Source organism: Antiquaquibacter soli (assembly GCF_030580675.1).
GTDB lineage: Bacteria > Actinomycetota > Actinomycetes > Actinomycetales > Microbacteriaceae > Rhodoglobus > Rhodoglobus soli.
In genome coordinates this window covers 61,386-86,470 of record NZ_JAUQUB010000005.1, presented here as the reverse complement: position 1 = coordinate 86,470, position 25,085 = coordinate 61,386, and the positions used below count along the sequence as shown (strand labels likewise).

Genomic DNA, 25,085 nt, shown 5'->3' with positions numbered 1-25,085 from the left:
CTCGGCAACTCTAGGTTGTTGCCCCATCCGTTTCGTATGTCGATTCACGTACCGGCACTGAGACGGGTTAACGAGACGCTCAGAGCGGGTCCTTTTGGCCCGGGAGCGGCCGATGAGGACTCAGCGAGTTTACGCGAGGCCCCCCGGCCTGTCACGTCGAGACTGCTGCCGCATCATCCTCAAGGCTGATTATCAGCTTGAGGAACCCCCACAAACTGGCTCAGGGTCGGGCCTGATCAGCGCTCGACGAAGATGTGCACGGCGACCTCGTTGGGCAGTTCGAGCCCCTCGCCGAAGCCGTCCACCTGCACGACGACGTACGAACCCGACGCCGAGAGGGTCGCGGTCGCGCCGGGCACGACGCCGGCGTTCTGGAGCTGTTGCAGGAGCTCCGGCTCGAATTGCACGGGCTCGCCGAGGCGGCGGATGACTCCGCTGCGGGCATCCGTCGATCCGGCGACGAACTCCACGATGTTGACGACGCCGTCCATGAAGGCGGGAGCCGGCGAGCCGCCGATCTCCTCCAGACCCGGTATCGGGTTGCCGTAGGGCGACTCCGAGGGATTGCCGAGCATGTCGAGCAGGCGGCGCTCCACTTGCTCGCTCATGACGTGCTCCCAGCGGCAGGCCTCGTCGTGCACGTAGGCCCAATCGAGACCGATGACGTCGGCGAGGAGGCGCTCCGCGAGGCGGTGCTTGCGCATCACGTGGATGGCCCGAGTGCGGCCCTCGGCGGTGAGCTCGAGGTGCCGGTCGCCCTCGACGACCACGAGGCCGTCGCGCTCCATCCGGCCGATCGTCTGCGACACCGTCGGGCCGGAGTGGCCGAGCCGCTCGGAGATGCGCGCGCGCAGGGGCACGATGTGCTCCTCCTCGAGGTCGAGGATGGTGCGCAGGTACATCTCGGTGGTGTCGACGAGGTCCGTCATGGGGTCAAGCCTAACCGGAGGCGACCCTAGGATTGGTGCATGCCGAGCCTCGTCATCCCCTCTGATCTGCTGCCCGCCGACGGTCGATTCGGATGCGGCCCCTCCAAGGTCCGGCAGGAGCAGATCGACCACCTCGTGACCCAGTCGGCCCTCCTCGGCACCTCCCACCGGCAGGCTCCCGTGAAGGACCTCGTGGGCCGCGTGCGCTCCGGTCTCGGCGAGCTGTTCCGCCTTCCCGACGGCTACGAGATCGTGCTCGGCAACGGCGGATCGACCGCGTTCTGGGATGCCGCTGCCTACTCGCTCATCGAGCGCCGCAGCGAGCACCTCACCTTCGGCGAGTTCGGGGCGAAGTTCGCGCAGGCCGCCGCCGCCCCCCACCTGGAGGCGCCGCGCGTCATCTCGGCGCCTGCCGGCTCCCGCGCCGACGTCGAGCTCGACGACGTCGACGTGTACGCGTGGCCGCAGAACGAGACCTCGACCGGCGTCATGGCCCCCGTCACCCGAGTGGATGCTCCGGGCGCCCTCACCGTCATCGACGCGACCTCGGCCGCGGGCGGCATCGACTTCGACGCGTCGCAGGCCGACGTCTACTACTTCGCCCCGCAGAAGAACTTCGCCTCCGACGGCGGACTGTGGTTCGCCCTGTTCTCCCCCGCCGCGATCGAGCGGGTGTTCTCGATCGCGGGCTCGGGGCGGTACATCCCCGAGTTCCTCTCCCTCAAGAACGCGATCGACAACTCGCGCCTCGAGCAGACCCTCAACACTCCGGCGCTGTCGACGCTGCTGCTGCTCGAATCGCAGGTCGACTGGATCAACGGCAACGGCGGGATTGCGTGGGCGGACTCGCGCACGAGCGAGTCGTCGTCGGCGTTGTACGAGTGGGCTTCAGGCTCCTCGTACGCCACCCCGTTCGTGACCGACCCCGCGGACCGCTCGAAGGTCGTCGTCACGATCGACTTCGACGAGTCGGTGGATGCCGCGGCCGTCGCCGCCTCCCTCCGCGCCAACGGCATCGTCGACACGGAGCCCTACCGCAAGCTCGGTCGCAACCAGCTGCGCGTGGCGACGTTCGTCGCGATCGATCCCGCCGACGTGCGCGCCCTCATCGCGTCGATCGAGTACGTGGTCGAGAACCTCTAGCGAGCCGCGACGGCGCGGGATGCCTCGCGCAGCGCCTCGAGGCGGGCGACGAGCGACCGCACCCGGCCGGTGCGCGGCAGGACCCAGTCGGGAAGCGCGGCGGGCCTCCAGAGAGTGAACCACCACCGCGAGGCCAACTCGACCTCCACGGCCGGTCGCGGGACGTGCTGCATTGCGACCGCAGTGGCCTCCGACCACGCGGCATCCAGCACCGCCTCGGCCTGGTCGAGGTCGGTGAGCCGGATGCCCGTGCCGTCCGCGATCAGGAGCCCGGGCCGGTGCGCGCCCGTGCCCCCGCCGTCGACCGGCAACCATGCCGGATCAAGGCCGACGAGCTCGACGATCGCGCCGGTGCTCTGCCGCAACTCGCGGAGCCGGCGGCGAATAGGGGACGTCGCGGCGAGGGAGACGAACAAGTGGAAGGCGGCGAGTACCAGTGCGACCCCGAAAGTGAAGAGTCCCTTGCTGTAGCGCACTGGCTCGGGCAGGTGCAGCCACACCGACCCGAAGAGCGCGAGCACCCACAAGGCGAGCATCACGCGCCAGCTCGCGGCCACAAGGCCCATCGCCCGCCGCCACTCCTCGCTCATGCGCTCACCTTACTGACCCGCGCCACTCGCCGAGTGTGACGTTGTTGCGGGTGCGCGCTGCTGAAACCCGCAGCAACGTCACACTCGGCACGGGCGTCCCCGCCGCGACGCGCCCGCGCTAGGCTCGGGGCGTGCGACTGTGGCTGAAGGACTCCGAGCGGCGGCCTGATCCTGCGCCCGTGAAGACGGATGACCGCAAGGCGATGCTCGTGGGAATCACCCTGTGGCTCGTGGCCCTCGCCGTGCTGCTCGTGCTCCTGCCGCAGCTCACCGCCGCCGGGATGGCGTGGTGGCTGTGGACGGGCATCGCGGGAATCGCCCTCGGCCTCATCGGCCTGCTCTACACGCACTACCGCCACCGCTAGCGGTACGACTCAGTAGGAGCGCTCGCCCTCGTCGTCGAGGTCGTCGTCCTCGGAGTCATCGTCATCGGAGTCGTCTTCGTCGTCCTCGTCGAGATCGTCGATGTCGACGCCGTCGAGGTCGCCGCCGTGAAGGACGTCGCTGCCGAGCAGGTCGTCGTCCTCGTCGTCGGCCTCGTCGTCGAGGTCGTCGTCGTCCAGATCGTCGTTGTCGAGACCCTCGGAGTCGTCATCCACATCGGAGTCGTCGCTCTCGGCGCCCGCATCCTCGCCCGCTGCCGCAGCGGCGGCCGCAGCCTCCGCCTCCGCCGCCTCCTGGGCGGCCTTGTACTCGGCGAGGCGATCGGCCCACGGCACCCAGTCCGGGGCGAGGAGAGCCCCGTCGCCGGGCACGAGCTCGGCCTCGAGCACAGTCGGATCGAAGCCCTCGACGCGGGCGAGCGACACCGTCCACGCCCACCCCGGATATCCCGGGAGCGCGGAGGCGAAGCGCACCGTGATCGACCCGTCCTCCTCGACGGCCTCCGTGAGGAGCTCGCCGATTGTCGCCTCGGGCGTCATGTCGAGGAGCGCGGCCCGGGCGATATCGAGGATCGAGGGCTCAGGCATCCAGCTCGTCCGCGACCCGGCGCAGCATGGCGGCGATCTTCGCACCGTGGGCCTTGTCGGGGTAGCGCCCGCGCTTGAGTCCGGCACCGATGCCGTCCATGAGCTTGACGAGGTCCTCGATGATGACCGCCATGTCGTCGGCCGGCTTGCGATTGATCTTCGTGAGCGACGGCGGAGCATCGAGCACGCGAACCGACAGCGCCTGCGCGCCCTTCTTCCCGTCGGCGATGCCGAACTCGAGGCGCATGCCCGACTTGATGGTCACGCCGGCGGGCACGGCCGACGCGTGGAGGAAGACTTCTTGGCCGTCATCGCTGGAGATGAAACCAAAGCCCTTCTCGTCGTCGTAGAACTTGACCTTGCCGCTGGGCATGACGGAACTCCTTATGCTCGTGCCCTCCAGCCTAGAGGGTCGACCCGAGTCCCGTATCCTTGGGGTTGTGGCCGACACCCCCCAGAACCCCCGACGCATCGAGCGCATCCTCGCCTACATGATCGCCTCGGCGGTGGGTCTGTCGATCCTGTGCTTCATCGCTCTCATCATCGCGACCGCCGTCGGCGTGACCGCCGAGCAGTTCAGCGCCGCGCCGTGGCCGACGATCGTCGTGCTCCCCGCGATCGGCCTGCCGATCGGTCTCATCCTCATGATCGTGCTCATCGTTCTCACCGGAATCCGCCGGGGTCGTGAGTCGAAGGATGCCCGCGGCTAGCGATTCGGCCCTGCTGCTCGCCGGCCAGCTGAGGCAGCGCAGCGACGACGACCTCGCCGCTCTGCTCGCCGCGCGCGAGGTGCGGGCGACGGGCATCCGGGACTTCTTCGACCTCGCGGATGCCCTGCTCGAGCCCTCGAGCGTGCAGGCGGCTCTCTCCCGCCTCGACCGACCCACCCTCACCGTGCTCGCAGTCCTCGCGGAGCTCGGGCCGACGACACCCGCCCGCCTCGACGACGAGGTGCGGCAGCGGTCCTCCGCCACCACGATCACCGCCCCCACCACCGACGAGGCCCTCTCGACGGGCGAGCGGCTCGCCCTCGTCCTCCGCGAAGGCGACCGGGTCGCACCGACGAGCGGCCTCGCCCTCGCTCTCGCCGAGTGGCCGTCCCGGGGACTCCCGGACCTCGCCGAGCTCCTCGGCGACCCCGCGCCGTCGACCCTCGCGCCGGTGGCCTCCGCTGATCCGTCGACGACCGACCGCCTCGCCTCGGAGCGCGCGTTCGCGACAACGGCCTCGGTGGCCGAACTCATCGCGCAGCTGCAGCACGAGCCCGCCCGCGAGCTCGCTCGCGGCGGCATCGCCCTTCCCGACACGAAGCGACTCGCGGCGGCGATGGGTGTCGAGCTCGACCGCGTCGTCGGCCTGGTGGAGATCGCGGAACGCGCGGGGCTCGTGGTTCGCGACGGCGCGCGCTGGTCGGCGGCGGAATCGAGCGAGCACTGGCTCGTCGGCGACTCAGGACACCGCTGGTCGCGGCTGGCTGGCGCGTGGCTCGAGCGGCTCCCGGCGGACGTACGCGGTGTCCTCGCCGAGCGAGCCCACTCGGAGTGGGGCGAGCGGCTCGACCAGTTCACGTCGTGGCTCTTCCCCGCCGGCGGCGACTGGATGCGCGAGCGCATCGCCGTCTACACGCGGGACGCCGAGCTGCTCGGCGTCACCGCGCACCACATCCCGAGCACCCCCGGCGCGGCCCTCCTCGCAACGGGTGCCCCCGCAGCCGCGACCGCGATGGCGGGTCTCTTCCCGCCGGAGGTGGAGCAGGTGTACCTGCAGCACGACCTCTCCGTCGTCTCCCCCGGGCCGCTCGCGCCGCGCGTCGACGCGAGGCTGCGGCAGATCGCCGACCTCGAGAACCGCGGTCTCGCGAGCACGTACCGCATCTCGGCGGAGAGCCTCACCCGGGCACTCGCCTCGGGCGATACCGCGGAGGAGATCCGGTCGTTCCTGTCCCAGATCTCGCTCACGGGCATCCCGCAACCGCTCGAATACCTCCTGCGCGACGCCGCGGTGCGCTTCGGACTCGTGCGGGTGCGCTCGACGGCCGACGGGCACTCGAGCATCCACTCTGACGACGCCGCCCTTCTGCGCACCCTTCTCGTCGACCAGTCGCTGTCGTCGATCGGCCTCCGCGGCGAGCGCGACCACCTCGTGAGCCGGTTCGACCGCGACGTCGTGTTCTGGAGCCTCAGCGAGGCCCGCTACCCGGTCGCCGCAGAGGACGCGAGCGGCCGGGTCGTCGTCCCCGAACGGCGACGCGCCCCGGCGGCGCGGACCGAGGCGGCGCCGGATGCCTCGGCCGCCCTCATCGCGCGACTGCGGCTCGAACCGGCCGAGGCCGCCGACTCCGAGGGCGCGTGGATCGCCCGCCAGCTGGAGGCGGCGATCCGCTCGAAGGCGCTCGTGACGGTAACGGTGCGGATGCCGGACGGCGGTACCGCCGACTACCAGCTCGAGCCTGCGAGCGTCGCCGGCGGCCGGTTGCGCGCCCGCGACAGGCGGGCCGACCTCGAGCGCACGCTGCCGCTGGCGAGCATCGTCGCCGTCGGACCGGCGTAGGACCTAGGACGCCCGGGCTCGCCTCCGCACGAAGGCGAGCAGCGCCCCCGCGGCCAGCAGCACCGCACCCAACGCGGCAGCGAACCACGGGGTGTCGGCGGGGATCTCCAGGTACACCGTGATTCCGAGAATGCGGGACAGCCCCCACGGCAGCAGCCCGAGCTGGTCGTTCCAGACGGTGAGCGCCTGCTCGGCCCCGAGGAGGCCGACGAACGCGCCCATCACGGCGAGAACGGCGCCGACGGCGAGCAGCACCGCGCCGATCGCCCGGCGCGCTCCGACCTGCGTCGACAGCGCCCACCCGGCCGCCACGATCACCCACGCGAAGAGGGCGAACGCGATCGTGATGTAGACGGAGCGCGCCACCGGGTCCGTCCAGAAGCCGAACCAGTAGCCGCCCGGGCCAGTCGGGGTGAGAACCGCGAGCAGGAGAGCGACGCGCAGCATCGCCGCTCCCGCGACGACGGCGACGATCGGCCACACCGCGCGGCGCGCGGCGAGTACGAGCACGACCGCGAACACCAGCCACGAGGCGAGCGACACGAGCAGGTGGGCGGGCGCTTCGAACCAGGTCAGGATGCCCCGGCTCCCCACCAACGCGGCCCCCGGAACCGCGACGAGCGCGACCCGCTGTGCTCTCGTCAAGGGCGCGACGGCTTCGGCGGCGCGCCACGGACGGGTGGCGGCGAGCCACAGGGCACGGGCGACCGCGGCACCCGGCACGCGGCGCAGGCGGGAGCCGAGCATCCCGAGCACGAGCCAGAGCACGACGAGCGCGAGCCCGACGCGGGCCGCCCACGCCATCGCGAGGTCGCGGTCCGCGCGCGCGATGCCGAGATCTGCCGCCTCGAGGTTGAGCGGCGGGTAGTCCACGCTGCCCGAGTACTCGGCGAGGTGCGCGTCGGCGCTGGCGCGGAACGCGTCCCTGGCCGCGGCCCACTGCGTGTACGCCTCGGCCGATCCGGTGTCGTGCCACTGCGCCTGCCGGAGCACCATCGTGCGGTAGTCGGCGAGCACCTCGAAGGTGCTGCGCTGGTAGTCGAGCGTGGCGAGGAACGCGTCGCGGAGAGCGGGGTCCTTCCAGGCCGCGGCATCCGTCGACTCGAGCACCGACTGCATGGACTCGACCGTGTCGAGCGCACGCTGCCCGCCCGCGATCGCCTCGTCGAGGTCGTCGCGGCTCACAGCGTAGATGACGTCGAGCACGGCGCTGTCGCCGGTGAGGATGTCCCACTCGAAGATCCACATCATGGGAGGCGGCTCGAGCCCGATCGCGAACACCCGGCGGTCGGCGTAGGGGCCGATGTAGAGGCCGTCGGTGATCGCGGCCCGGGACTGCGCCATGACCTCGCCGATCGCGCGCACGGTGGCCGGGTCGTCCGAGAACCAGCGGCGGGCCCAGTCGGCGGTGAGCTCCGCGGGGTCGGCCGACGGGTCGCGAGCGAGGCGCACGGCGAGCTCCGTGTTGAGCTCGTAGAGCTGCCAGAACCCGGCCTTGAGCTCGAGGGTCATGGGGCCGGCGCGCCACGGGCCGCCGTCCTGCGTCCACGTCCAGATGCCCTCGACGTTCGGGTTCGCGGCGATGAAGCGCTGGATCGCCTGCTGGTAGAGCGAGCCCAGGTCGTTGGGGAACGCGCCGAACGCCTCGAACTCGCGGCGCGACTGGAACTCGATGATGCGCCGCTGGTCGCCTCCCTCGAGCGTCGTGTTGAGCGGCAGGTGGCTGTAGAAGTCGCCGAGCGTGTACTTCGTCGAGACGATGAGGGCGGGCGAGTCGATGCCGTCGAGCACCGCCGCGTACGAGTCCGGGCTCGTGTGCAGGTCGCCCACGTCGCCGACCCCGACCGTCCAGCTGCGGAAGATCACCTCGCGACCGGTCGCCTCCGCCTGATCGGTGAGCGAGGTGAGCATCGCCCGCACAGCGGGAGTCGTCGTCACACCGAGCTTCGAGTAGTAGTCCCAGCCGGGCAGGTCGTACACGCGCCCCGCCTCCCCGATCCGGATGAGCACGCCGTCGAGGGAGGGCGCCGCGGCGTAGAGCTCGTCGAGGCCCGACGCGTACACCGACCAGAACTCCGGGTTCTCGGTGTCGAGACCGCCGAACCGCTCGTCGAAGTAGCGCTCGAGGGGCGTCGTGAGGGTCAGCATGTCGGTGCGCAGGTACACGCGCATGCAGAGGTCGTGGGCGTACTGCCAGAGCGGGCCGAATGCCGCGCGCATCGCCTCGGCCCGGGCGATGTGGTCGTCGCCCTCGTCGTAGACGCCGAGACCGTCGAAGGTCAGGTACTCGATGAGGCCGGGCACGGCGACGGCGGTGTACCCCTCGGCGAGGGCGTGCTGCACGAAGAGCTCGAAGTCGGCGGTGGCCTCGGCGAGGGCATCCTCGTCGATATAGGGCGCGTCGGCGAGGATGACCCGCTCGAACGCCCTCGAGTTGTGCGAGTAGTCCGTGCCGTCCACCCACTGCGCGGGGTCCGCGTCGACGCCGACCGCACCGAGGTCGACCATGCGCAGCGGTAGCTCCGACTCGACCGTGCCGAACTCGAACTCGCGGCCATCCCTCGCGGCGGCGGCGAGGTCGTACACGCCGCGGACCGCGCCGGTGAGGCTCTCGGCGGTGATGCTGAGCGCGGTAGCGGTGCCCGAGAGGGTGTAGGTCTCGACGGCGGGGTCGCCGTCGCCCGCGGTGACGGAGAGCGTCGCCGTCGTGGGGCCGGCGGCGGCATCCCGCAGCTCGGCGACCGCGAGATCCATGCGCGCGCCCGCCGGGGCCTCGATGGCCGTGAACGTGGGCGCGATCACCGTTGGCTGCTCGGATGCAACGCCGGGCGACTCGACGGGGATGTCTGAGCTCTCGGTGCGGATGCCGAGCGCATCGGTCAGAACGACCGAGACTCCCGCCCCCAGGCCGAGGAGCACGACGGCGGCGACCGCCGCGAGGACGGGGCGGCGCGCACGGCTCATGGGAGCAAAGCTAGCGGGTCGCGGGGGCCGCCGTTCCCCCCGGATCTCGAGGGCGGCACGCGTAGGCTGTAAGGATGTCTCCGAACGGCCCGCTCATCGTGCAGAGCGACCGCACCGTGCTGCTCGAGGTCGCCCACCCCGACGCCGAGGATGCCCGCCACGACCTCGCCGTGTTCGCCGAGCTCGAGCGCGCGCCCGAGCACATCCACACCTACCGCATCACCCGACTCGGGCTGTGGAACGCGCGGGCCGCGGGCCACGACGCCGCCGACATGGTCGCTACCCTCGAGCGCTACTCGAAGTTCCCCGTGCCGCAGTCGGTGATCGTCGACATCACCGAGACCGTGGGCCGCTACGGCAGGCTCACGATCGAGCGAGACGACGACGGTGTGCTCGTGCTCACGGCAACCGACCGCGCCGTGCTCAACGAGATCACCCGGGCGAAGAAGGTCGCGGAGCTGCTGTTCGAGAAGCGGGGCGAGACCGGCTACGTCGTTCAGGCTTGGGCGCGGGGGCAGCTCAAGCAGGAACTGCTCAAGCTCGGCTGGCCCGCGGAGGACCTCGCCGGCTACACGCCCGGCACCCCGCACGAGATCGACCTCGACGAGACCGCGTGGCACTTGCGGCCGTACCAGCATCAGGCGATCGACAACTTCTCCGCCCACGGTTCGGGAGTGGTCGTGCTTCCCTGCGGTGCGGGCAAGACTCTGGTCGGACTCGGGGCGATGGCCGCGCAGGGGGCGACGACGCTCATCCTCGTCACGAACACCGTCTCCGCGCGGCAGTGGAAGGCCGAGATCCTCAAGCGCACCACTCTCACCGACGAGGAGGTCGGCGAGTACTCGGGCCAGACCAAGGAGATCCGGCCGGTCACGATCGCGACCTACCAGATCCTCACCGCGAAGCGGAAGGGCGAGTACGCGCACCTCGCGCTGCTCGACGCCCTCGACTGGGGTCTCGTCATCTACGACGAGGTGCACCTGCTGCCCGCCCCCGTCTTCAAGCTCACCGCCGAACTGCAGGCGCGCCGCCGCCTCGGCCTCACCGCGACCCTCGTCCGCGAGGACGGCCGCGAGGGCGACGTGTTCTCCCTCATCGGACCCAAGCGCTTCGACGCCCCGTGGAAGGAGATCGAGGCGCAGGGCTTCATCTCCCCCGCGTCGTGCTTCGAGGTGCGCGTCGACCTCCCGGAGGGCGAGCGGCTCGAGTACGCCGCATCCGCCGACGACGAGCGCTACCGGCTCGCGGCGACGGCCCCCGCGAAGCTCTCGGTCGTGAAGCAGCTCGTCGCCAAGCACGACGGCGAGCGCATCCTCGTCATCGGACAGTATCTGGACCAGATCGACGAACTCGCGGATGCTCTGGGCGCCCCTGCCCTGACCGGGTCGACGCCCGTCGCCGAGCGCGAGCGGCTGTACCAGGAGTTCCGGGACGGCGTCACGAAGGTGCTCGTCGTCTCGAAGGTCGCGAACTTCTCGGTCGACCTGCCCGAGGCGACCGTCGCCATCCAGGTCTCCGGATCATTCGGCTCCCGACAGGAGGAGGCCCAGCGCCTCGGCCGCCTGCTGCGTCCGAAGGAGTCGGGACTGCCCGCGAACTTCTACACACTCGTCGCCCGCGACACCGTCGACCAGGACTTCGCCCAGAACCGCCAGCGCTTCCTCGCCGAGCAGGGCTACTCGTACACGATCCTCGACGCGGAGTCCCTCGCCGCCGCGTGACCTAGCCCGCTACCGAGTTGCCCCTCGTGGCCGTCAACAGCCACGGTGAGCCGCCACGAGTGGCAGCTCACGGACGCCAGCCAGCGGAGATGAGGGTCGAGGTCACGGTTGACGTGATGTAGGCGTCGGTGTGTGTTCGGCTGATGCGGATGACCCGCCACCCGAGCGCCGCGATGCGGTGAACACGGTCCACGTCTCGGTACACCTGGCGCTCATCGGTGAAGTGGTGGCCGCCGTCGTACTCGATCACGACCTTGAATTGAGGTAGACGAGGTCCCCGAGCGCAACGAAGCGACCGTCCGCATCCGCGATGACCGCGTTCACCTGCGGCTCGGGCAGCCCAGCACGCAGCAGTACCAAGCGGATCCGAGTCTCTTGGGGCGAGTCGGTGCCAGGTCGCACCCACTGTACTGCCTCCGCAAGCGCCACCGCGCCGCGTCGGCGACCCCACCGGGAGATCGCCTCCAGGAGAGCCGGGCGGTCGGCGAGCGGGTTCTGACGACGGAGCAGGGCATCCCCAGCGATGATCAGCTCATCGAGCGTCGCCAGCTCGGCGAGCTCGCACCAAGCCGCCGAGGGTGCAGACATCCGGAGCCCCGCGCGGGTAACGATGTGCGCATCCGTGGACCGGTGACCGACGACTCCCCTAATGCGGGGACTGCGCCCCTGCAGTGTCGTGAGGTGGATGACCCCGCTCTCACTGTGAGGGATGGGAAGGCCGTGCAGCGCGGCCGCCGTCGAGTGGCTGAAGTACTGGTTGGAGGTGAGGCGGGTGGCGAGCGCCTGGCACACCTCGTCGAGGCCCGTGTGGCCACGAGGGATCCGGACACCGCGGTACGGAGCGCTGAGATCCGAGGCCCGCGTGCGTGATCGCGAGACCCCGGCGTCGCTCGCTTCCCGCGTGGAGAAGCCCCGACCGCGCAGAGGTGGAGGGAGAGGGGAGGGCGGGCGCATCCTCGCACTCTTCCGGACACGCGGTTGTGGCGTCGCCTGCCCTCCACAACGCTGGTGAGGTGCCACTCGTGGTGACTTTCAGCGTCCGATGACGACCACCAGTGGCAACTCGGGCGGCTCTAGCCCGAGAGGGCGAGGAGCGCGCGGACGGTGCGGAGGTTGCGCGCCGTCGCGGGGACGCCGAGCTTGCGCGTGAGGGCCTCCTGGTTGAGGGTCGCGGTGCCGGCGCCGTTCGCGTAGCGCAGGTGCAGCTCCCGGCCGATCACCTGCCAGAGGTCGTCGCCGGTCTTCACCGACGCGGCCGCCTCGATGGCCGCCGGCGTCGGCTCGCCCGCGAGGAACGACACGTACGACCACTTCTCGTCGACGACCTCGAACGGGTGCGCCTCGAGCGCTGCCCTCAGCTCCTCGGCCGTGCGCGACATGACCTCGCGCACGTAGCCGTAGCGCTCGGTAAGGCCCTTTTCGACGGCGCGGTCGAACGCGTCGGGGTCGCCGTCGAGGTCGAGCACGGCATTGCCCGAGGCGATGTACGTGCGCACGTTGCGGGCGCCGAGGGAGCCCAGGAGCTCGCGGAACTCCGCCATCGGCAGGCTCGCGCCGCCGACGTTGACGGCGCGGACGAAGAGGATGCGCTGAGCCACCGCTACTCCGAACTGCCCGGGCCGAGGGCATCCCACGTGCCCACCGCACGGCCGTCCTCGACGACGGTCGCCCGCCGCAACGCCGCGAACGCGACGCACGCATGGGTCGGGATGATCTCGACCCGCTCCCCCACCGGCAGTGGGGTCGGCTCGTCCTCGGAGGTCCAGCGCAGCCAGCCGTGCTCCTCCGAGAGCTTCTCGATGACCCAGCCGGGGTGACCGACGACGAGGCCGTAGCCGGGGAACTCGTCGCGGTAGGCGGACGCGAGCAGGAGGTCGGCTCCGAGCGCCTTCGAGCCGGCGTCGAGGCATCCCCGGTCGGCGGCGGCGCGGCTGACGACGGTCGCGACCACGCGGATGGCGGTGGTCGCCTCGGTTGCGACGCCGAGCGCGATCTGCCCGAGGTCGTTCACCGCATAGATGCCCGGCCGCACCTGCGTGACCCCCGGCACGTCGAGCACGGCGCGCGCCGAGGCCGAGCAGCCGAGGGAGACGTGCTCGAGCGGGATGCCCGCCGCGCGCATTCGCTCGGCGACGGCCACCATCGACTCGGCGGCCGCCCGCGCGCGTCGCTCGAGGTCGGCGGGGTCTGCGGCCGCGTATGCGGACCCCTCGTGGGTGTAGAGGCCGACGAGCTCGAGGCCGTCGAGGCCCGCCAGTCGCGCGGCGAGCGCCGGGGCATCCCTCGGCAGCACTCCCTCCCGACCGAGACCCGTGTCGACGGCAAGCATCACGCGGGCCCGCCGACCGGCATCGGCGAAGACGCGGGCGAGAGCCGTCGCGCCTTCGAGGCTGTCCGTGCCGAGCGTGAGGTCGATGCGTTCGGCGAGCGCGAGCGCGCGGCGCGCCTTGTCGTCGCCGACGACGGGATAGGCGACGAGCATGCGCCGCGCCCCGGCATCCGCGAAACCCTCCGCCTCGCCGAGCTTCGCGACGCACAGCCCGGCAGCCCCGTGCTCGAGCTGGAGGGACGCGAGCGCGGGCATCCGGTGCGTCTTGGCGTGAGGCCACAGCTCGACGCCGCGTGCCGCCGCGAGGTCCGCCATCTCGCGGAGGTTGGACTCGAGGATGCCCCGCTCGACGACGAGCACCGGGGTGGCTATCGGCTCCCGGATGATCGCGCTCATGCCCCTCAGGCTACCGGGCACCCCCCCCCTCTCAGCCCGGGCTCACTCGACATCCACATCGCTCCCAGAAAAGTTCCAGACAACTATCAGAGAATGTGTGGCATGGCTGAAGGACCCAAGATTCTCATCGTCGACGACGAGCCCAACATCCGCGACCTGCTCACCACGAGCCTTCGCTTCGCGGGGTTCGCGGTTCGCGCCGTCGGCAACGGCGCCCAGGCGATCTCCGCGGTACTCGAGGAGGAGCCCGACCTCATCATCCTCGACGTCATGCTGCCCGACATGAACGGCTTCGGCGTGACCAAGCGGCTGCGGGCATCCGGCTACACCGCCCCCATCCTCTTCCTCACGGCGAAAGACGACACCGAGGACAAGATCACCGGCCTTACCGTCGGCGGAGACGACTACGTCACCAAGCCGTTCTCGCTCGACGAGATCGTCGCCCGCATCAAGGCGATCCTGCGCCGCACCATGCAGGACGACGAGGAGGCGATCATCCGCGCCGGCGAGCTCACCATGGACCAGGACACCCACGAGGTCACGGTCGGCAGCGAGGCGGTCGAGCTGAGCCCCACCGAGTTCAAGCTCCTGCGCTACCTCATGCTCAACCCCAACCGCGTGCTCTCGAAGGCCCAGATCCTCGACCACGTGTGGGAGTACGACTTCAACGGCGACGCCGGCATCGTGGAGAGCTACATCTCCTACCTGCGCCGCAAGCTCGACCAGTTCACGGAGGAGCCCGTCATCCAGACCAAGCGCGGTTTCGGGTACATGCTCAAAGCCGCGAAGTAGTCTTCTCTGACGATGCATGAGCTCGCGGAGTGGTGGAACCGTGTCTCCCTGCGCACCAAGGTCACCGGCGTCACGGTACTGCTCCTGACGGCCGGCCTGATCGTGGCGGGCGTGGGGACCATGGCCGTGCTCCGCGGGTACCTGCAGGACGAGGTCGACAACAAGATCGGCGCCGCGGCCGCCAAGCTCGACGAGGGCGAGATCGCCCCCGTGGGATCGGGCGAGACGGCACGCTGCTCGGTCTCGCAGTTGCCCAACGACCTCTACCTCGCGATCATCGACGCCAACGGGTCGACGGTGTGCAGCAACCGTCCCACCGACTCCGCCCACCCCGACGTCTCCGACCTCACCCTCCACCGGGTGAGCCAGCTCGACGACGAGATCACCGTCGCGAGCACGGAGCCCGGCGGCCAGTGGCGCATCGGCGCCTACCCGGCGACCAACCGATCGGGCACCGAGTACTTCTCCGTCGTCATCGGCATCGACCTCAAGGACACCAACGCGATCGTCGCGCGCTACGCGGCGATCTTCCTGTTCTTCGGCCTCACCGTCGTCATCGTCGGCGGTGCCCTCACCCGCCTGCTCGTCACCTCGACGTTCGCGCCCCTGCGCGAGGTCGAGGCGACGGCGGCGCGATTCGCGGGCGGCGACTTCAGCCAGCGCCTCTCCGGCGCGACGCCCAACACCGAGGTCGGCCGGCTCAACCGCTCCCTCAACTCCATGCTCTCCCGCATCGACCGCGCCTTCGCCGATCGCGCGAAGACGATCGAGCAGATGCGTCGCTTCGTCGGTGACGCGAGCCACGAGTTGCGCACCCCCCTCGTCTCCGTGCGCGGCTACGCGGAGCTCTACCGCATGGGGGCACTCACCAAGCCCGAGGACGTCGCGCAGGCGATGGAGCGCATCGAGAAGGAGGCGATCAGGATGGGCGGGCTCGTCGAGGACCTCCTCGAGCTGGCCCGACTGGATGAGACGAAGCCGCTGCAGCTCGCCCCGGTCGACCTCGTCCCGCTCGCCAACGACGCCGCCCTCGACGCGATGGCCTCGTCGCCCGGCCGAGTGGTCACCGTCATCGGACTCGAGGACGAGGCGCCGGGTCCTGCCCCGGAGTCGGCAACGGCGGATGATCCGACCCCGCCCACCCGAGTGCTCGAGCTGCCCTCCTCCCCCGCGACGCCATCGCGCGGCGTCGCCGCGCTCGCTACCGGCCCGATCGCGTTCGCCGGAGCGCTGCGACGGCTCGCCCGCCGCACGCGCCCCCCGCGGCCCGCGGAGCTCGCGGTGTCGTTGACGCTGCCCGAGCCTCCGGCGGCCGCGCTGCGCGCCGTGGTCTCTGCGGAGGAGAACAAGATCCGCCAGGTGCTCGCCAACCTGCTCGGCAACGCCATGCGGTTCACGCCCGACGGCTCCCCCATCGAGATCGGCGTCGGGGTGGAGCGCGCGAGCTCGAGGGCGGTGCTCGCGGTCATCGACCACGGCGAGGGCATCCCGCCGCAGATCCGGTCGAAGATCTTCCAGCGCTTCTGGCGCGCGGACACCTCGCGCGCTCGCGAGACCGGCGGGAGCGGGCTGGGGCTCGCCATTGTCGCCGCGATCGTCGATGCGCACCACGGAGAGGTCGAGGTCGTCGAGACCCCCGGTGGCGGGGCGACCTTCCGGGTCCTGCTTCCCCTCCTCCCCAGCGGAACGGATGCCGCGCCCGCTCCCACGGCCTCCTGACAGCCCGCTCGCTCCCCCGCCGCGGAGCTACCGTCACCCCATGACGCGATACCAAGTTGACAGTGAAGCAGTGCTCAACGCGACCGGCGCCGCCCGCGGCACGATCGCTCGGATCCAGGCGGAGGTCGCCGGTCTCTACGGCCAGCTCTCCGCACTGGAGGGCTCGTGGACGGGGCAGGCGGCTTCGGCCTTCTCGGCCGTCGTGAACGAGTGGAAGTCGACCCAGCAGCGCGTGGAGGAGAACCTCGGCGCGATCAGCCAGGCTCTCGGCCACGCGGGTCAGCAGTACGCCGAGATCGAGAGCTCGAACGCCCGCCTGTTCCAGCGCTAGAACAAGGAAGCGGCCGGCCTCCCGAGGGAGACCGGCCGCTTCTCGTGCGCCAGTCGGACTTAGAAGTCCATGCCGCCGGTGGGGTCACCGACGGGAGCGGCGGCCTTCTCCGGCTTGTCGGCGACGACGGCCTCGGTGGTGAGGAAGAGGCCCGCGATGGACGCCGCGTTCTGCAGCGCCGAGCGGGTGACCTTCACCGGGTCGTTGATGCCGGCGGCGAGCATGTCGACGTACTCGCCCGTGGCGGCGTTGAGGCCCTGGCCGACGGGGAGGTTGCGGACCTTGTCCACCACGACGCCCGGCTCGAGGCCGGCGTTGAGGGCGATCTGCTTGAGCGGGGCATCCACCGCGACCTTGACGATGTTCGCGCCGGTCGCCTCGTCACCGGAGAGACCGGTGATGGCGGCGGACTCGAACGCGGTCTTGCCGGCCTGGATGAGCGCGACGCCACCACCGGCGACGATGCCCTCCTCGACGGCGGCCTTCGCGTTGCGGACGGCGTCCTCGATGCGGTGCTTGCGCTCCTTGAGCTCGACCTCGGTCGCGGCACCGGCCTTGATGACCGCCACACCGCCGGCGAGCTTCGCGAGGCGCTCCTGGAGCTTCTCGCGGTCGTAGTCGCTGTCGGTGTTCTCGATCTCGGCGCGGATCTGCTTGACGCGGCCGGCGATGGCCTCGGGGTCGCCCGCGCCCTCGACGATCGTGGTCTCGTCCTTGGTGATGACGACCTTGCGCGCGCGGCCGAGCAGGTCGAGGGTGGCGTTCTCGAGCTTGAGACCGACCTCCTCGGAGATGACCTGGCCACCGGTGAGGATGGCGATGTCGGCGAGCTGGGCCTTGCGGCGGTCACCGAAGCCGGGGGCCTTGACGGCGACCGACTTGAAGATGCCGCGGATCTTGTTCACGACGAGAGTCGCGAGCGCCTCGCCGTCGACGTCCTCGGCGATGATGAGCAGCTGCTTGCCGCTCTGGATCACCTTGTCGACGATCGGCAGCAGGTCCTTGATGTTGGAGATCTTGCTGTTGACGATGAGGATGTACGGGTCCTCGAAGACCGCCTCCTGGCGCTCCTGGTCGGTGACGAAGTACGCCGACAGGAAGCCCTTGTCGAAGCGCATGCCCTCGGTCAGCTCGAGCTCGGTGCCGAAGGTGTTCGACTCCTCGACGGTGACCACGCCCTCCTTGCCGACCTTGTCGATCGCCTCGGCGATGAGCGCACCGATCTCGGTGTCACCGGCGGAGATGGACGCGGTCGCGGCGATCTCCTCCTTGGTCTCGATCTCCTTGGCGCTCTCGACGAGCGAGGCGATGACGGCCGCGACAGCCTTCTCGATGCCGCGCTTGAGGCTGATCGGGTCGGCGCCGGCGGCGACGTTGCGCAGTCCCTCGCGCACGAGCGCCTGGGCGAGCACGACCGAGGTGGTCGTTCCGTCACCGGCGACGTCGTCAGTCTTCTTGGCGACCTCCTTGACGAGCTCCGCACCGATCTTCTCGTACGGGTCGTCGAGCTCGATCTCCTTGGCGATGGAGACGCCGTCGTTCGTGATCGTGGGGGCGCCCCACTTCTTCTCCAGCACGACGTTGCGTCCGCGCGGGCCGAGCGTGACCTTGACGGCGTCGGCCAGGATGTTCAGGCCGCGCTCGAGGCCGCGGCGGGCCTCCTCGTTGAAGGAAATGATCTTTGCCATGTGTGTTTCTCGTCCCTCCCGGACGTCATGCAAACGAATTCTTTAGCACTCGAAACGCGCGAGTGCCAAAGGAAAAACTAGCACTCGACCCTGGGGAGTGCAAGAAAGCACGAAGGAGGGCGGAAAGCACGAACGCCGCCCCGAGGGGCGGCGCAGGTGACTGTGGGGCGACTAGGCCAGCTTGACCGATTCGGCCTGCGGGCCCTTCGAGCCGGTGCCGACCTCGAAGACGACCTGCTGGCCCTCCTCGAGCACCTTGTAGCCGGCCATATCGATGGCCGAGTAGTGCACGAAGACGTCCTGTCCGCCGCCGTCGACGGTGATGAAGCCGTAGCCCTTCTCAGCGTTGAACCACTTCACGGTTCCGTTCGCCATGTGTTACTCCCTGCTGTGATTGCTGCGGTGGCCTGAGGGGGCAACCAGTTCCAGATGGTAGCCGAGCAGAACAGGGCGGAAGCGGGCAGAAAAGGCCAGAACGGGCCTGGGCGGGAAAGTTAAACACGGCCGTAACACGCCCGTTAAACGGCGAGCGATTTCGAGGCCGGTCGGGCCGGTTACGGCGCCGGCGTCTCCTCGTCGGCGGGGGTCTCCTCGTCGGCGCCGAGCACGATCGTGATCGGCGCTCCGGGGAACGTCTCCGGCGACACGAGCCGGATGTCGCCCTTGCCCATCGAGACGACGAGACCACGTGCGACATCCTCGTTCAGCGGGTCGCTGTAGTAGACGTAGGTCTTCTCGACATCGTTCGCCGACGCGTTCGCCATCGTGAGGACGGGCCAGCCGAGCGCCGCGAGCTGCTGCCCCACCGTGTTCTGCAGGCCGACGATCGGAGTGCCGTTGAGCACGGTCACCGTGATCGCCCGGGCCGGGTCGAGAGCCGTCGGGTCGAGCGGGTCCATCGTGGGCGTGGGGGTGGGGGTCGGAGTCGGGGTCTCCGCGACGGGGAAGAGCCCGATCTCGAGGTCGATGTTGAGGAACTTGCTGATGCCGAAGAGGCCTCCGAATACGAGCAGACCGGTCGCGAGGGCAGACCACGCGACGATGATCCAGCCGCGGCCGCGCGGTCGGGGGCCGCGGTGGGCGCCGACGCGCTGCAGGTCCGCGGGCAGCTCGTCGAAGCGGTCCTTAGGGTATGAGGCCATAGCTCAGTCGTTCGATTCTTCGTCGGAGGCGGGGATCCTGAACGCCCTGGCGGCTCGGGCGCTCGTGCGAGCGTCGCGCGCCCGGAGCAGTCTCCTCACCAGCATCGGATCGTGTCGCACCGCTTCGGGCGTATCGATCACCGCGTTCAGCAGTTGATAATAGCGGGCCGCGCTGAGTGCGAACTCGGAGCGGATGGCCTCCTCCTTCGCTCCCGCGTGCGTCCACCAGCGGCGCTCGAAGTCGAGGATGCGCGCGTCACGGTCGGAGAGCCCGGACTCCGGCTCCTGCTCGTGCTGCGGCTGCGCGCCCACTGTTCCTCCCGGTGGTCGCGCCCAGCATAGGGCCCCGGGACACGGCATCCGGGCAGCCTCGCGGGCGACGACGCATTCCCGGCTGCCGCTGATCGCGCACGAGTTAGGATCGCCTAAGTACTTGCTCCGACCGATTGGCCCCCATGCGCACCCGCTCGAGACTCTCCGCCGTGCTGGCCGCAACGGCGGGGGCGGCCCTTCTCGTCGCCCTCGGTGGCTGCGCGACGACGGCGCCCGCCGCGACCACGAGTCCCACGACCACCGGCGACCCCTCGGTGCCGCTCTCCCAGCTCGACGTACTCGACGACCCGCGCTCCTACGTCGGCGAATCGACCGCGGTGCTCGCGGATTCGGGCATCCCGGCGCTCCCGGCTCCCGAGCAGAACCTGCCGGTGACCGTCACGTCCCACGACCTTGACGGCGACCGCGAGGTCACCGTGACGACGACCGACCGGATCATCCCGATGGACCTCTCCGGCTCGATCGCGGCGACCGTCTTCGGGCTCGGGCTCGGCGGATCGGTCGTGGGCCGCGACATCTCCACCACCTTCGCGGAGGCCGCCGACCTGCCGGTCGTCACCTCGAGCGGCCACACTGTCAACAGTGAGGCGATCCTCGCGCTGCGACCCGACGTCGTCATCACGGACGGCACGATCGGCCCGATCGACGTCGTGCTGCAGTTGCGCGATGCGGGGATCGCCGTGGTCTTCGTCGATACCGACCCGTCGATCGACGGGGTCGGGGAACTCGCCCGCCAGGTGTCCGCGGCGCTCGGCGCGCCTGCCGCCGGCGAGGAGCTCGCGGGGCAGCTCGTCTCCGGCATCGAGGCGAAGGTCGCCGAGATCGCCGAGATCGTGCCCGCCGGGGAGCCGTTGCGGATGCTCTTCCTCTACTTGCGCGGATCGAGCGGCATCTACTACCTCTTCGGGGCGGAGTCCGGCGCCGACGTGCTCATCACCTCGCTCGGGGGTGTCGACGTCGCGGCCGAGCTCGGCTTCTCCGGTTCGCGGCCGATGACGGACGAAGCCATGGTCGCCGCGAACCCCGACCTCATCCTCGTGATGACCGACGGCCTCGCGAGCGTCGACGGCGTCGACGGACTGCTCGCCTCCAAGCCGGCGATCGCCCTGACCGCCGCCGGTCAGCACCGCCGCTTCGTCGACATGGCGGACGGGGACATCCTGAGCTTCGGACCCCGCACCGCCGGGGTGCTCGACGCACTCGCGCGCGCGATCTACGCCCCCGGCCAGTAGCCCCGAACGACGAGGGCCCCCACCCGGATCAGCCGGTCGGGGGCCCTCGTGCCGTGCGGGTTACTCCGCGGTGCGGCGGCGCAGCACCAAGACCACGATCGCGACGACGAGCGCGAGGAGCGCGGCGATCGCGATCGCCCACACCCACCAGCCCACGGGCTGCGCGTCGTCGGCGGGAGAGTCATCCACCGGCTGCTCCTCGGGAGCGGCCACGACTTCGCAGCCGCTCGCGAGCACGAGCTCCGCGGACACCGGGTCGAAGGCCTCCCCGGTCTCGTAGGTGCCGAAGGCCTCGGCGCCGGCGGGAAGCAGCACGGCAGGGGCATCCGTCACGGTCAGCACTCCGTCGACGAGCTCGGTGGCGCCTGAGAGGTCCAGCTCCGCGAACTCCACGCCGGGCGCGTCGACGGCGGTGCCCTCCTGGGTGGTGCCGCTCACGTCGAGCAGGAGGATGGCGGTGTCGGCGTCGACGAACTGCAGCCGCGGGTTGGCGACCGTGGTGTTGAGGATGCCGCCGTGGCCGGTGAACGTGATCGAGCCCACGAAGGCCACCACTCCCTCCCCCGTCTCCGCGTCGTACGACCCGTCGCCGTCGGCCCAGCCGAAGTGCGGAGTCTCGTAGGTCGTGCCGCCCGCGACGGTCCACTCCCCGTTGGCGATCGAGCCGGAGATGTAGCTGCGGAACGACTCCTTGAAGCCCCACGACAGAGTCGAGGACTCGACCGTGCAGCCGGTGGCCGCGAGCGCGATGCGCGCGGGGATGTCGAGCACGACGCCGCGGTCCACACTGCCCTGCAGGGTCAGGGTGTGGGTGCCGGTGAGCGTGCTCGGGAGGCGGCCGGACCACGTCACGACGCCGTTCGCGTCGGCACGCGCATCCCGATCGAGCACAACGGGGTCGGAGTAGATCACGACGAGGATCTCCTCCTCGTTCGGCTCGAAGCCCTCGGCGCGGATCGAGATCTCGCCGCCCGCGACGACCTCGTCGGGGTTCAGCACCGTGATGCCCTCGCTCGACGGCGGCGTCGCGGCCGGCTCACGGGGCCCGGCGTAGGCGCTCACGGTCTGCGTCCCGGAACCACCCGAGCTCGGCGAGCCGATGACGAAGCTCACCGGATCGAGGGCGGTTCCCGGCGCATAGAAGTTGGCGCCGTCGAGGGAGAACGCCGACGCGCCCGCGCTCGTCAGGGATGCCGGCACTCCCGACCACCCGACCGCGTTGCCTGCCGTGCTGTACGACCCGGCGCTCAGGTCGAGCGTGGCGAAGGGGACGGGGGCGCCGCCGTCGACCGACACGAGGAGCATCGCGGTCGAGGACGACTGGATGCTCACCACCGGGTTCGCGAGCGTCAGGTCGAGCAGGCCGGAGTGCCCGGTGAAGCGCACCGACCCGGAGTAGTTCGAGGTTCCCGTTCCGGTCGCCGGCGAGAACGAGCCGCCCGTGGACTGGCCGAAGACGAACTCGCCACCGTCGACCCCAGCGCCGCTCGTGGTGATCGCACCCTGGGCGATGCCGCCCGTGACGTAGGACCGGAACGAGGACTTGACACCCCAGCGCAACGAACCGGCCGCGACCGCGGGTGCGGTCACCGAGTAGTCGAGCGTGGCCGCGGAGCCGAGGAACGCGGCAGAGTCGCTGGGCACAAAGTCCGCCCGCAGCGTGGCGATGCCCGCGGTCGTGGCGGTGAAGGCGAGCGTCGCCGTGGAGGAGCCCGACGTCACCGGGCGCGAGCCGAGTACCGTCGAGCCGGAGCGGAAGGTGACGGTGCCGGCGGCCGACGGCGTCACGGTCGCGGTGAGCGTCACGGCGCCGCCGACGGTGGTGCCGCCCGCAGGAGTCGCCGAGAAAGCGACCGAGGTGGCGACCGGCTCGGGGCCCGTGCTCGGCGCCGTCACGACGAAGGTCACCGGGTCGAGCGCCGTGCCCGCCGTGTACCCGCCCACGGTGAACGCCGCGGCGCCCTCAGCGGTGAGCGAGGCTGGCGCGCCGGCCCACGTGATCGTGTCATCGCTGGACGTGCGGCTCGCGGAGGCCAGATCGAGGGTCGCGAACGGGATCGCCTCGCCGCCGTCGACGGACAGCAGGAGCACCGCGCTCGACGCGGAGTCGACGCGGATGCTCGGGTCGGAGAGCGTCAGGTCGAGCGCACCCGCGTGGCCGAAGAAGTTCACCCCGCCGCTGTACAGCGCGGTGCCGGTACCGGTCGCTCCGGAGAACGTGCCGCCCGTGGTGGCCGCGAAGGTGAAGAGGTCACCGCGGCGTCCCGCGTCGCCGAGGGTCGTGATCGTGCCGTGCGCGATCGGACCGGTGACGTAGGTGCGGAAGGACTCCTTGACGCCCCACTCGAGACCGGTGGCCGCAGGGGCGGCGGTCACGGAGTACTCGAGGGAGTCCTGCGAGGGGTCGAAGGCCGCGGCATCCGTCGGCGTGAATTGTGCCGCGATCCCGAGCGTGCCCGCGGCCGTCGGAACGAACTCCGCCGTCGCCGTGGCGGACTCGGCGGTCACCGGCGCGGTCGCGATGACGGTGCCGCCGACCGAGAACGCCACCGTTCCCGCAGCCGCCGGGGTGACGGTCGCGGAGAGCGACACGGTCGAGCCGACCGAAGCCCCCGCGGACGGAGAGGCGGTGAGGTCCAGAGCGGTCGCCTCAGGCTCCTCGACCGTCGGCTCGGTGACCGTGACCTCCTGCTCGTCGCTCGACGCGGCGAACGCGTCGGCGTCGGCCGGCTCGAACTCGGCGCGGAGGGTGACGACGCCGGCTGCGTCAGGCGCGAAGGACTGAGTGACGGTTGCGGAGTCGGCTGTCACGTCGTGTGAGCCGAGCTCGGTCGATCCGGCGAAGAACGTCACGGTGCCCGCCGCAGCCGGCGCGACCGTGGCGGTGAGCGACACCGTGTCCCCTACGAGGATGCTCGCGGGCGCGCTCAGCGTCGTCGTGGTCGCGGTGGCCGGAACGGCGAACGTGACGGGCACGTACAGTTCCTCCGCCGGGTTGACCGCTCCGCTCGCGGGGTAGGTGTAGATACCGTAGTTGGCATTCGCCGACGTGCCTGGGGCGATGTTCAGTGTGGCGGTGAAGGTTCCGTCGGCGTTCAGGGGCACGTACTGAGCGTTGCCCGCGAGCGCCGCCGGAGCCCCCGGCGCGGCCCACTTCTGGTCGAGCACAGTGCGGGTGGATGACGCGGCGCCCGTCGACGGCCGCCACTGGTCGGCGAACTTGCCGAACACCACGTAGACACCCGCCGGGATGCCGGAGAGCGGCGGCCTCGTGCCGAGGTTGCCCGCTGCCGTGAAGCCCGAGCCTGTGACCGTCACCTGCGTCGTCGCGGCCGGGTCGAAGCCGTCCGTCTGCGAGACCGAGATGCTCGGAGTGCGGAAAGTGATCGGTGTGTAGAGCTCCTCAGCCGCATTGACGGCGCCGCTCGCGGGGTACGTGTAGATGCCGTAGTTCGGGTTGGCCGACGTGCCGACGGCGACGTTCAGCGTGGCCGTGAACGAGCCATCCTCGTTCAGGGGCACGTACTGCGCGTTACCCGCGAGCGCGGCGGGCGCTCCGGGCGCGGCCCACTTCTGGTCGAGGACCGTGCGGGTGGATGACGCGGCGCCCGTCGACGGCCGCCACTGGTCGGCGAACTTGCCGAACACCACGTAGACACCCGCCGGGATGCCCGAGAGCGGCGGCCTCGTGCCCAGATTCCCGGTAGTGGTGAACCCGGAGCCGCTGACGGTCACTGCCGTGGTCGCCGCCGGGTCGAAGCCGGAGGTCTGCGACACGGAGATGCTCGCCTGCCCCGTCACGTCGGCGGCCGGCTGCGCGGATACTGCCGCCTCCACCTCGGACGGGAGCAGGGCATCCTGGGCGGCGGGCGCCTCTTCAACGGGCGCCTCGTCGACCGGAGCGTCCTCGACCGGCGCCTCTTCGACCGGAGCCTCCTCCCCCGGGGCCTCGACGGCGGGTTCGTCCACAACGACCACGTCGGGAGTCGCCTCGTCGGCGACGGCGGGGAGCCCGTAGCCGAACAGGCCGGTGAGGACGAGGGCGCCGGCGGCGAGGGCCGCGAACGCCTTCCGGGACAGGGCGCGCTGCTGCGACGCGGCTTTCTTCACGAGTGTTCGCTCCAGTAGACCCGTGGCGCGCACGGCTCGGTTCGAGGGTGCGGTGCTCGGGAGGTGTCGGCTCTGGGGGAGCCGAGCTTTAGCTAAGGCTAAGCTAACTTCGACGCTAGCGGGAGACAGGTCGCGGTGTCAAAAG

General features: G+C 70.6%; 23 protein-coding genes. 9 read left to right on the top strand and 14 right to left on the bottom strand.

Translation table 11 applies throughout. The annotated features are described in order from the left end of the window. Window positions 1-236: 236 nt before the first annotated feature. The gene (locus tag Q5716_RS14430; protein ID WP_305003855.1) at window positions 237-929 is read right to left on the bottom strand and encodes an iron-dependent transcriptional repressor DtxR; all 693 of its coding nucleotides are present in this window, start codon (window positions 927-929) and stop codon (window positions 237-239) included. 39 nt (window positions 930-968) lie between these two features. On the opposite strand from Q5716_RS14430, the gene serC reads away from it, so the two are divergent. Beyond that, entirely contained in the window at window positions 969-2,072 is a 1,104-nt protein-coding gene (gene serC, locus Q5716_RS14425; protein WP_305003854.1) for a phosphoserine transaminase, read from the top strand. On the opposite strand, the gene Q5716_RS14420 is transcribed toward serC, so the two are convergent. Beyond that, window positions 2,069-2,662 (bottom strand): hypothetical protein, encoded by a 594-nt coding sequence (locus Q5716_RS14420; protein WP_305003853.1) that lies wholly within the window; start codon window positions 2,660-2,662, stop codon window positions 2,069-2,071. The two genes, serC and Q5716_RS14420, sit on opposite strands and share 4 nt — an antisense overlap. A gap of 131 nt (window positions 2,663-2,793) precedes the next feature. Here Q5716_RS14420 and Q5716_RS14415 point away from each other — a divergent pair, with 131 nt between their 5' ends. After that, window positions 2,794-3,027 (top strand): DUF2530 domain-containing protein, encoded by a 234-nt coding sequence (locus Q5716_RS14415; RefSeq protein WP_305003852.1) that lies wholly within the window; start codon window positions 2,794-2,796, stop codon window positions 3,025-3,027. A 9-nt stretch (window positions 3,028-3,036) separates the two neighbouring features. Here Q5716_RS14415 and Q5716_RS14410 read toward each other — a convergent pair whose 3' ends face one another. Then, a complete protein-coding gene (locus Q5716_RS14410; protein ID WP_305003851.1) occupies window positions 3,037-3,633 on the bottom strand; it encodes a DUF3027 domain-containing protein in 597 nt (198 codons plus the stop codon). Continuing rightward, entirely contained in the window at window positions 3,626-4,006 is a 381-nt protein-coding gene (locus tag Q5716_RS14405; RefSeq protein WP_305003850.1) for a cold-shock protein, read from the bottom strand. The genes Q5716_RS14410 and Q5716_RS14405 overlap by 8 nt, the downstream gene beginning before the upstream one ends. A gap of 67 nt (window positions 4,007-4,073) precedes the next feature. Here Q5716_RS14405 and Q5716_RS14400 point away from each other — a divergent pair, with 67 nt between their 5' ends. Both Q5716_RS14400 and Q5716_RS14395 read left to right on the top strand, forming a co-directional pair. Continuing rightward, window positions 4,074-4,343, top strand: coding sequence for a hypothetical protein (locus Q5716_RS14400; protein ID WP_305003848.1), 270 nt, complete (start codon window positions 4,074-4,076; stop codon window positions 4,341-4,343). Continuing rightward, window positions 4,330-6,183: a helicase-associated domain-containing protein gene (locus tag Q5716_RS14395; protein WP_305003847.1), complete on the top strand. Its 1,854-nt coding sequence runs from the start codon at window positions 4,330-4,332 to the stop codon at window positions 6,181-6,183. Before Q5716_RS14400 ends, Q5716_RS14395 begins: the two co-directional genes overlap by 14 nt. Before the next feature lie 3 nt (window positions 6,184-6,186). Here the strand turns inward: Q5716_RS14395 and Q5716_RS14390 are convergent, their stop codons facing one another. Next, entirely contained in the window at window positions 6,187-9,147 is a 2,961-nt protein-coding gene (locus tag Q5716_RS14390) for a hypothetical protein (RefSeq protein WP_305003846.1), read from the bottom strand. Between the two features lie 74 nt (window positions 9,148-9,221). Here Q5716_RS14390 and Q5716_RS14385 point away from each other — a divergent pair, with 74 nt between their 5' ends. Beyond that, window positions 9,222-10,868: a DNA repair helicase XPB gene (locus tag Q5716_RS14385; protein ID WP_305003845.1), complete on the top strand. Its 1,647-nt coding sequence runs from the start codon at window positions 9,222-9,224 to the stop codon at window positions 10,866-10,868. A 67-nt stretch (window positions 10,869-10,935) separates the two neighbouring features. Here the strand turns inward: Q5716_RS14385 and Q5716_RS14380 are convergent, their stop codons facing one another. The 4 genes from Q5716_RS14380 to Q5716_RS14365 all read right to left on the bottom strand — a co-directional run bounded on the left by Q5716_RS14380 (window position 10,936) and on the right by Q5716_RS14365 (window position 13,593). Beyond that, entirely contained in the window at window positions 10,936-11,118 is a 183-nt protein-coding gene (locus Q5716_RS14380) for a PDDEXK family nuclease (RefSeq protein ID WP_305003844.1), read from the bottom strand. Continuing rightward, on the bottom strand, window positions 11,115-11,822 hold the full coding sequence (locus tag Q5716_RS14375) for a hypothetical protein (protein WP_305003843.1): 708 nt from the start codon (window positions 11,820-11,822) through the stop codon (window positions 11,115-11,117). Before Q5716_RS14375 ends, Q5716_RS14380 begins: the two co-directional genes overlap by 4 nt. 119 nt (window positions 11,823-11,941) lie before the next feature. Next, the gene (locus Q5716_RS14370) at window positions 11,942-12,466 is read right to left on the bottom strand and encodes a DUF1697 domain-containing protein (RefSeq protein ID WP_305003842.1); all 525 of its coding nucleotides are present in this window, start codon (window positions 12,464-12,466) and stop codon (window positions 11,942-11,944) included. Between the two features lie 2 nt (window positions 12,467-12,468). Beyond that, window positions 12,469-13,593 (bottom strand): alanine racemase, encoded by a 1,125-nt coding sequence (locus tag Q5716_RS14365; RefSeq protein WP_305003841.1) that lies wholly within the window; start codon window positions 13,591-13,593, stop codon window positions 12,469-12,471. Window positions 13,594-13,695: 102 nt separating this feature from the next. Here Q5716_RS14365 and Q5716_RS14360 point away from each other — a divergent pair, with 102 nt between their 5' ends. From Q5716_RS14360 to Q5716_RS14350, 3 genes are read left to right on the top strand one after another with little or no spacing between them, the layout of a single operon-like run. Then, entirely contained in the window at window positions 13,696-14,385 is a 690-nt protein-coding gene (locus tag Q5716_RS14360; protein WP_305003840.1) for a response regulator transcription factor, read from the top strand. Between the two features lie 12 nt (window positions 14,386-14,397). Further along, window positions 14,398-16,104 (top strand): sensor histidine kinase, encoded by a 1,707-nt coding sequence (locus tag Q5716_RS14355; protein ID WP_305003839.1) that lies wholly within the window; start codon window positions 14,398-14,400, stop codon window positions 16,102-16,104. A 40-nt stretch (window positions 16,105-16,144) separates the two neighbouring features. Beyond that, a complete protein-coding gene (locus Q5716_RS14350) occupies window positions 16,145-16,435 on the top strand; it encodes a WXG100 family type VII secretion target (protein ID WP_305003838.1) in 291 nt (96 codons plus the stop codon). A 59-nt stretch (window positions 16,436-16,494) separates the two neighbouring features. Here Q5716_RS14350 and groL read toward each other — a convergent pair whose 3' ends face one another. The 4 genes from groL to Q5716_RS14330 all read right to left on the bottom strand — a co-directional run bounded on the left by groL (window position 16,495) and on the right by Q5716_RS14330 (window position 19,577). Next, window positions 16,495-18,123, bottom strand: coding sequence for a chaperonin GroEL (gene groL, locus Q5716_RS14345; RefSeq protein WP_305003837.1), 1,629 nt, complete (start codon window positions 18,121-18,123; stop codon window positions 16,495-16,497). A 171-nt stretch (window positions 18,124-18,294) separates the two neighbouring features. Then, entirely contained in the window at window positions 18,295-18,498 is a 204-nt protein-coding gene (locus Q5716_RS14340) for a cold-shock protein (RefSeq protein WP_305003836.1), read from the bottom strand. A 179-nt stretch (window positions 18,499-18,677) separates the two neighbouring features. Then, window positions 18,678-19,265, bottom strand: coding sequence for a LytR C-terminal domain-containing protein (locus Q5716_RS14335; protein WP_305003835.1), 588 nt, complete (start codon window positions 19,263-19,265; stop codon window positions 18,678-18,680). A 3-nt stretch (window positions 19,266-19,268) separates the two neighbouring features. Next, entirely contained in the window at window positions 19,269-19,577 is a 309-nt protein-coding gene (locus tag Q5716_RS14330; protein WP_305003834.1) for a DUF3263 domain-containing protein, read from the bottom strand. Window positions 19,578-19,720: 143 nt separating this feature from the next. On the opposite strand from Q5716_RS14330, the gene Q5716_RS14325 reads away from it, so the two are divergent. Beyond that, on the top strand, window positions 19,721-20,830 hold the full coding sequence (locus tag Q5716_RS14325; RefSeq protein ID WP_434056622.1) for a heme/hemin ABC transporter substrate-binding protein: 1,110 nt from the start codon (window positions 19,721-19,723) through the stop codon (window positions 20,828-20,830). A gap of 60 nt (window positions 20,831-20,890) precedes the next feature. On the opposite strand, the gene Q5716_RS14320 is transcribed toward Q5716_RS14325, so the two are convergent. Beyond that, entirely contained in the window at window positions 20,891-24,940 is a 4,050-nt protein-coding gene (locus tag Q5716_RS14320; RefSeq protein WP_305003832.1) for an HtaA domain-containing protein, read from the bottom strand. Window positions 24,941-25,085 lie beyond the last annotated feature (145 nt).

What these genes read in the sequence shown, in the direction of transcription:
- Q5716_RS14360 (WP_305003840.1), top strand. Translation starts at nt 13,696, where the DNA reads ATGGCTGAAGGACCCAAGATTCTCATCGTCGACGACGAGCCCAACATC.
- Q5716_RS14325 (WP_434056622.1), top strand. Translation starts at nt 19,721, where the DNA reads ATGCGCACCCGCTCGAGACTCTCCGCCGTGCTGGCCGCAACGGCGGGG.
- Q5716_RS14405 (WP_305003850.1), bottom strand. Translation starts at nt 4,006, where the DNA reads ATGCCCAGCGGCAAGGTCAAGTTCTACGACGACGAGAAGGGCTTTGGT.
- serC (WP_305003854.1), top strand. Translation starts at nt 969, where the DNA reads ATGCCGAGCCTCGTCATCCCCTCTGATCTGCTGCCCGCCGACGGTCGA.
- Q5716_RS14385 (WP_305003845.1), top strand. Translation starts at nt 9,222, where the DNA reads ATGTCTCCGAACGGCCCGCTCATCGTGCAGAGCGACCGCACCGTGCTG.
- Q5716_RS14410 (WP_305003851.1), bottom strand. Translation starts at nt 3,633, where the DNA reads ATGCCTGAGCCCTCGATCCTCGATATCGCCCGGGCCGCGCTCCTCGAC.
- Q5716_RS14340 (WP_305003836.1), bottom strand. Translation starts at nt 18,498, where the DNA reads ATGGCGAACGGAACCGTGAAGTGGTTCAACGCTGAGAAGGGCTACGGC.
- Q5716_RS14395 (WP_305003847.1), top strand. Translation starts at nt 4,330, where the DNA reads ATGCCCGCGGCTAGCGATTCGGCCCTGCTGCTCGCCGGCCAGCTGAGG.
- Q5716_RS14365 (WP_305003841.1), bottom strand. Translation starts at nt 13,593, where the DNA reads ATGAGCGCGATCATCCGGGAGCCGATAGCCACCCCGGTGCTCGTCGTC.
- Q5716_RS14375 (WP_305003843.1), bottom strand. Translation starts at nt 11,822, where the DNA reads ATGCGCCCGCCCTCCCCTCTCCCTCCACCTCTGCGCGGTCGGGGCTTC.
- Q5716_RS14335 (WP_305003835.1), bottom strand. Translation starts at nt 19,265, where the DNA reads ATGGCCTCATACCCTAAGGACCGCTTCGACGAGCTGCCCGCGGACCTG.
- groL (WP_305003837.1), bottom strand. Translation starts at nt 18,123, where the DNA reads ATGGCAAAGATCATTTCCTTCAACGAGGAGGCCCGCCGCGGCCTCGAG.
- Q5716_RS14420 (WP_305003853.1), bottom strand. Translation starts at nt 2,662, where the DNA reads ATGAGCGAGGAGTGGCGGCGGGCGATGGGCCTTGTGGCCGCGAGCTGG.
- Q5716_RS14390 (WP_305003846.1), bottom strand. Translation starts at nt 9,147, where the DNA reads ATGAGCCGTGCGCGCCGCCCCGTCCTCGCGGCGGTCGCCGCCGTCGTG.
- Q5716_RS14355 (WP_305003839.1), top strand. Translation starts at nt 14,398, where the DNA reads ATGCATGAGCTCGCGGAGTGGTGGAACCGTGTCTCCCTGCGCACCAAG.
- Q5716_RS14350 (WP_305003838.1), top strand. Translation starts at nt 16,145, where the DNA reads ATGACGCGATACCAAGTTGACAGTGAAGCAGTGCTCAACGCGACCGGC.
- Q5716_RS14430 (WP_305003855.1), bottom strand. Translation starts at nt 929, where the DNA reads ATGACGGACCTCGTCGACACCACCGAGATGTACCTGCGCACCATCCTC.